This is a genomic window from uncultured Mucilaginibacter sp., from assembly GCF_903913935.1.
Taxonomy (GTDB): Bacteria; Bacteroidota; Bacteroidia; order Sphingobacteriales; family Sphingobacteriaceae; genus Mucilaginibacter.
In genome coordinates this window covers 1-4,372 of record NZ_CAIWNH010000575.1, presented here as the reverse complement: position 1 = coordinate 4,372, position 4,372 = coordinate 1, and the positions used below count along the sequence as shown (strand labels likewise).

The 4,372-nt window shown below is 47.2% G+C and carries 5 protein-coding genes; 2 read left to right on the top strand and 3 right to left on the bottom strand.

The window, feature by feature from the left end; genetic code table 11:
* The 3 genes from QZY09_RS23420 to QZY09_RS23410 form a co-directional block, all read right to left on the bottom strand.
* On the bottom strand, window positions 1-619 hold a 619-nt coding region (locus tag QZY09_RS23420), incomplete at its 3' end, for a CHC2 zinc finger domain-containing protein (protein WP_295676796.1).
* 47 nt (window positions 620-666) lie between these two features.
* Entirely contained in the window at window positions 667-1,533 is an 867-nt protein-coding gene (locus QZY09_RS23415; RefSeq protein ID WP_295676794.1) for a DMT family transporter, read from the bottom strand.
* On the bottom strand, window positions 1,530-2,402 hold the full coding sequence (locus QZY09_RS23410) for a DMT family transporter (RefSeq protein WP_295676792.1): 873 nt from the start codon (window positions 2,400-2,402) through the stop codon (window positions 1,530-1,532). The genes QZY09_RS23415 and QZY09_RS23410 overlap by 4 nt, the downstream gene beginning before the upstream one ends.
* An 82-nt stretch (window positions 2,403-2,484) precedes the next feature.
* Here QZY09_RS23410 and asnS point away from each other — a divergent pair, with 82 nt between their 5' ends.
* Together asnS and QZY09_RS23400 are read left to right on the top strand one after the other, a co-directional pair.
* The gene (asnS, locus tag QZY09_RS23405; protein WP_295676791.1) at window positions 2,485-3,933 is read left to right on the top strand and encodes an asparagine--tRNA ligase; all 1,449 of its coding nucleotides are present in this window, start codon (window positions 2,485-2,487) and stop codon (window positions 3,931-3,933) included.
* Between the two features lie 91 nt (window positions 3,934-4,024).
* On the top strand, window positions 4,025-4,372 hold a 348-nt coding region (locus QZY09_RS23400), incomplete at its 3' end, for an SRPBCC family protein (RefSeq protein ID WP_295676789.1).

Here is a 4,372-nt window from a genome sequence, read left to right as displayed (position 1 = left end):
TCGGGAACATTACCCGGCCACGGTACCTGTCGTAAAGCGTGCCATTATCCCGCTTTACCGAAAGTCCGCTTTCTTCTAAAAATTGCTGCTGGTAACCGTTTTTTATTGCCTCACCGGTAAAAGCTTCCCATTGGTCGGGCGAGTAGCCGAGCTCGAATTTTTTGATGATATCATTACTGAAACCCCGCTCTTTAAAATAACTCAGGCCTATATTCCGCCCCTCTTCGGTATCCAGCAGGCTTTCATGAAAGAATTTGGCGGCATAAGCCGTCACGATCATCAGGCTTTCGCGGCGATTTTCCTCTTCCTTATTCTCAACGGTTTCAACCGTTTCCTCTACCTCTATCCCATACTTTTTAGCCAGCCACTTTAATGCTTCCGGGTAGCTGAACTTTTCTAGTTCCATTAAAAAAGTAACGGCGGAGCCGCCTTTTCCGGACGAAAAATCCTTGAAAATACCCTTGGCCGGGGAAACAGTGAACGATGGGGTACGCTCATTGGCAAAAGGAGAAAGGCCCACGTAATTTGCGCCGCGTTTTTTTAACTGTACAAACTCACCAATCACCTCCACAATATCTGTGGCTTCCATTATACGGTCGATGGTGGATTTGATGATCATGCTGTTTGCAAATGTAGGGCAATTCGATTAATCGTTATTCACAAAAGTTAATTTACGACTTTATTTGATTGTTTCGGCTTTAAAAAAGTTAATGCAATACCCGCAAGCACAATCATGCTCCCGATGATCTCGCTCAACCCCAGCCTTTCGTGCAATAACAAAAAAGCCCAGAACCCAGCGATCACCGCCCGCGCCAGCAGTGCTAATGAAACCTTTGTAGATGGCAAAAAGCGGAGGCTATGGGTGATGGTCAGCCAGCCGGTTAACTGGCAAATAAGGCCAAGGCCCGCAAAGCATAACCAGGTATTCCCCGAAAAAACCAGCATGTTGCCTTTTTGAAACACGCAAATCAACCCTAAAAAAACGGTCGCCCCGGCCAGGTTATAAAAAACCAGCGTGAGTGTTTCTACCTGGTCGAGGATTGATTTTGTAATAAGGATATAAATAGCATACAGGAGGCTTGATAGTAGCGCGAGCCACAAACCCAGGTTTGCGTTGATAGAAAACACGGTTTTATACCCGGCCAATATGATAATCCCGATAATGGCACTGCAGGTGCCGGCCCAAAACAGTTTACCTGAACCCTTCTTTAAAAATATAAGGCTCAATAAACCTACCCAAACGGGTGTAATATTGGCGATGAGCGACGATATGGTTGCCGATGTTATGGTGAGCGAGATATTCCAGACGGCAATGTCAGCGCCAAAGAGGATGCCTCCGGCAATGGCAATGATGAAAGTCTTCCTGTCTACTTTGAGGTTGCTTTTGATGAAGCAATATGGTGCCAGGCAAACTAATGCAATAAGCATACGGTAGAAAGCGGCGGTAACTGGCGGCGCATCTGCAAAGCGAACAAAGATGGGCGCGAAGGAAATACAAAGAATTCCGATAACCAGGCTAAATTTGGGGTTCATGCAGCGACGGTGTTGGGTTTCATTTTTCCTGGCCTCAAAAAAGTTAGTGCAATGCCCGCCAATACGATCGTGCTGCCGATGATCTCGTTCAAACCGAGCCTTTCCCCTAAAAGGATCATCGCCAATATCCCGGCAAATACAGTTTGCGAAAGCAAGGCGATGGACACTTTTGTCGATTCCAGGTCCCGAAGTGCGTTGTTGATGGTGATCCAGCCGGTCAATTGGCACAAAAGGCCCATCGCGACCAGGTAGCCCCAGCCCGAGGGGGCGTAACCGCTCATGGGGTCGTGCTCAAGCAGGCAAACCACCAGCATACAAACACTGGCGCCCAGCATATTGTAAAACATAAAAGTGAGCGTGTCTGTTTTTTGCAGGATGCCTGCGGTCATAAGGATATAAACGGCATACAGTACACTCGATAAAATTGCGAGCAGCACGCCGTTGCTGAATTTGAAAGCCATAACATCCCGAAAACCAACCAATACGACCATGCCGGCCACTGCCAGGAAAGTCCCTTTCCAGAATAGCGAACCCGCTTTTTTGCGGAACAGTAAATAACTGAACAAGCCCACCCATACCGGCGCCAGGTTACCCAGCAGGGTAGAAATGGTGGCGGAGATGGTCATGAGTGAAATATTCCAGATGGCCAGGTCGACGCCAAAAACTACGCCGCCGGCTATCGCAATCATTAATGCTCTGCCGCCTATCCTGAGCTTGCCTTTGGCGATGACATAGGGCATCAAAAAAAGCCAGCCGATTAAAATACGGTAAAAGGTTGCCGGTACCGGCGGAACCCCGGCAAGTTTGACGAAAATAGGTGAAAAGGAAATACACAGGATACCTATTGCCAGGCTTAATTTCGGGTTCATTAAGGCAAACTTAAACAAAATGAGCATTCTGAATAAGAGAATGAAGCAATAATTGTATTTTTGCCGCTCAAATTTTATTATTATGAGCCAGCGGATTAAGATCAAAGCGTTACTGGAAAGTGAACAAACGGATATTCAGGTATTGGTAAAAGGATGGGTACGTACCTTCCGGAATAACCAGTTCATTGCTTTGAATGATGGCTCAACCAATGGCAACCTCCAGGTGGTGGTTGATTTTGAAAACACCGATCCTGCGCTGTTAAAAAGAATTACCACGGGTGCAGCCATTAGCGCGTCGGGTACATTGGTTGCCTCTTTGGGTAAAGGCCAAAAAGTTGAGCTTAAAGCATCAGCAATTGAGGTTTTAGGTGATTGCGATCCCGAAACCTATCCTATCCAACCCAAAAAACACAGTTTGGAATTTTTAAGGGAAAACGCCCACCTGCGTTTCCGCACCAATACATTCGGCGCTATATTTCGCGTTCGCAACAGCCTGGCCTTCGCCATACACCAATTTTTCCAGGAGCGCGGTTTTGTGTATTTGCATACGCCGATCATTACCGCTTCTGACGCGGAAGGCGCGGGGGAAACTTTCCACGTTACCAATTTCGACCTGGCCAATCCGCCAAAAGACGATACCGGTGCAGTTGATTTTAAAGAAGACTTTTTCGGCCGCCCTACCAACCTCACCGTTTCGGGCCAGCTGGAAGGCGAGTTGGGCGCCATGGCTTTAAGCGATATTTATACTTTCGGACCAACTTTCAGGGCTGAAAATTCCAATACTACCCGGCATTTGGCGGAGTTTTGGATGATAGAGCCGGAAATGGCTTTTTACGACCTGAATGACAACATGGACCTGGCCGAAGCCCTGCTGAAATATGTGATCAAATACGCGCTGGAGAAAAATGTGGAGGATATTGAATTTTTGACACAGCGCCTGCTGGATGAAGAAAAACAAAAGCCGCAACAGGACCGCTCGGAGATGACCCTGATTGAAAAACTGCAGTTTTGTTTGAATAATGATTTCGAGCGCTTAACCTATACCGAGGCCATCGACATCCTGAAAGAATCGACCCCGAACAAGAAAAAGAAATTCCAGTACCCGGTGGAAGGCTGGGGAACTGACCTGCAATCGGAACATGAACGTTACCTGGTAGAAAAACATTTTAAAAAGCCGGTCATCCTTACCGATTACCCAAAACAGATCAAAGCATTTTACATGCGCCAGAATGAAACCGACATGAACGGCAACGAAACCGTACGCGCGATGGATATCCTGTTCCCGGGCATCGGCGAAATCGTTGGCGGTTCGCAGCGCGAGGAAAGACTAGATAAGCTGGAGCAACGCATGGACGAAATGGGCATCCCTAAAGAAGAATTATGGTGGTACCTGGACACCCGCCGCTTTGGCGCCTGCCCGCATGCCGGTTTTGGTTTAGGCTTTGAACGCCTGGTGCTGTTTGTTACCGGCATGGGCAATATCAGGGATGTGATCCCGTTCCCAAGGTTTCCTAAAAACGCTGAGTTTTAATCTGGATTACACCGATTGGGGGGTGATTTCACCGATTGCCTTTGCGAATAAAGTTGGGAGATTTCTGATTTAATGCCGATAGAAGTAATCAATGCCAAAAATTGAATTATCGACCCAAATCAATGCCCCCATTGGGGTTTGCTTTGATTTGGCAAGGAGTATCGACCTCCATATGGAATCCACCAAACAAACCGGTGAACAAGCCATTGCGGGCCGCACTTCCGGCCTGATTAGCTTAGGTGAAACAGTTACCTGGCAGGCAAAGCATTTCGGAATAAGGCAAACATTAAGTTCAAAAATCACCCGGTTCGAATACCCCAATTATTTTACGGATGAAATGGTCAACGGCGCTTTCACATGTTTCCGGCATGACCATCTTTTTTCTTCTGTCGGCGGGCAAACGATTATGAAAGATGTTTTTGATTTTGAATCGCCGATG

What these genes read in the sequence shown, in the direction of transcription:
- QZY09_RS23415 (WP_295676794.1), bottom strand. Translation starts at nt 1,533, where the DNA reads ATGAACCCCAAATTTAGCCTGGTTATCGGAATTCTTTGTATTTCCTTC.
- QZY09_RS23410 (WP_295676792.1), bottom strand. Translation starts at nt 2,402, where the DNA reads ATGAACCCGAAATTAAGCCTGGCAATAGGTATCCTGTGTATTTCCTTT.
- asnS (WP_295676791.1), top strand. Translation starts at nt 2,485, where the DNA reads ATGAGCCAGCGGATTAAGATCAAAGCGTTACTGGAAAGTGAACAAACG.